This window comes from Campylobacter sp. 2457A (genome assembly GCF_020135895.1).
GTDB lineage: Bacteria > Campylobacterota > Campylobacteria > Campylobacterales > Campylobacteraceae > Campylobacter_D > Campylobacter_D taeniopygiae.
The window spans coordinates 1-1,496 of sequence record NZ_JACHTO010000062.1; the positions used below are offsets into that span (position 1 = coordinate 1).

At 24.7% G+C, this 1,496-nt stretch carries 1 protein-coding gene; it reads right to left on the minus strand.

Annotation, left to right across the window (positions count from 1 at the left end; genetic code table 11):
- Nucleotides 1-115: 115 nt before the first annotated feature.
- Nucleotides 116-1,496, minus strand: a 1,381-nt coding sequence (locus H2280_RS08290) for a hypothetical protein (RefSeq protein WP_337216242.1), incomplete at its 5' end; no start/stop codon positions are given.

The window sequence follows — 1,496 nt, forward strand, 5'->3', positions numbered from 1 at the left end:
GTTTTGGTTAATTTATTTTAACATATATGAGTAAAATAAAATTTTTATTTTTAGAATATGAGTTTTATAGAAAAGAGGAGGGTAGAGTTTTAGAGTATCCTTTAATTATCTAAAATCATTTTTCATAAAAATATTTCCAGCAGACTGTTGCTAATTTTATTCCAAAAATTTGCCTTACTCCTTTTTTAGCCAGTCTTTCTTTATCATAAATCAAAGATCCAAAAGAAATACTTACAAAAGGCACTTCCATATCAAACGAGTTTTTATTTTTATGAATAGGATTTTCACTATTAAGTGAAAAAAGTTGCTTTTTGCAATATTCTATCAGTTTCATTTCTTTATTGGCATATTTGTTTTCATTGTAAAAGTATTGTACTTTGCATTTATTTATATCTTTATCATCAAAAAGTTTAAATTGTAAATAAAGTAATTCCAAGTTTTGGGTATTCTTTTTTATATTATTAACAATGGATTTTTTTTCTTGCATTTGAGTATTGGTATCCAAATCTATTACAAAAATTTTATAGGCTTTAGCAAGAGTTTTAAAATGAAATTTTATATCTTTTAACACATCTTCTTTATCAAATTTTTCTATATCTAAAATAACTATAGGCTTATCGATGAAAGCTATTTTGTTATAAGGGGTAAATTTTTGAGAATTAAAATAAGCAAAAAATACTACACCCTTATCTCTCCACTCGTCTTTAATGCTGTATTGATTTTTCCATCCACGACCTAAAAATTCTAATCCACAAAAAGCTCTATTTTCTATAGTAATATGGCGTATATATTCTTCCATATCTTCTTTGATATCAAAAACCAAATAAGATAAAACGATATAATTTTTATAGGATTCTTCTTGTTTTCTTACCTTATAATCAAAAATAATATTAAAATTATTTTTTAAAACTTCTAGTTTTAACACCTCATTATCTTGCATTATTTCTTGTGTATAAGTGAAGCTAAAAAACATCTTATCAATTAAAGCTTGTCCTTTTTGTTTATGCTTTTTTTGGACATTAAACATTGGAGCGTATTTTAAAACACTTTCATAAAAATTGTCTTCATTGAAATTTTCTCTGTCTATAATAAAGCTTATTTTATCTATAGTATTTTCTTTACCCACATAAACATTTTCAAATACTATTTTACCTTCATCATCACTCATAGCCTTTGCTACTACTCTATCAAAGCGATGGTTATAAACATAAATTTCTTTATTTTTTAAAACTTCTCCATTCCTAGCAAGAAAGCATTCGTTGATTTCTATTTTTATATTTAAGGCATCAGCTATGGGTTGTATTCTGATTATAGTTGGATTTTTTTCTTGAGCTTTTTGATAACTTTGCTCATCTTTATCTAAATAATAAGGAAAACTTAGCATCAAAAGAATGGTTTTAAAATAAGAACTATTAATATCATTTATTTCTTTGCAAAGTTTTTCTGCTTCATCTTCATTTAACACTCTTAATTCTATATAATGATGAGTGATGAGA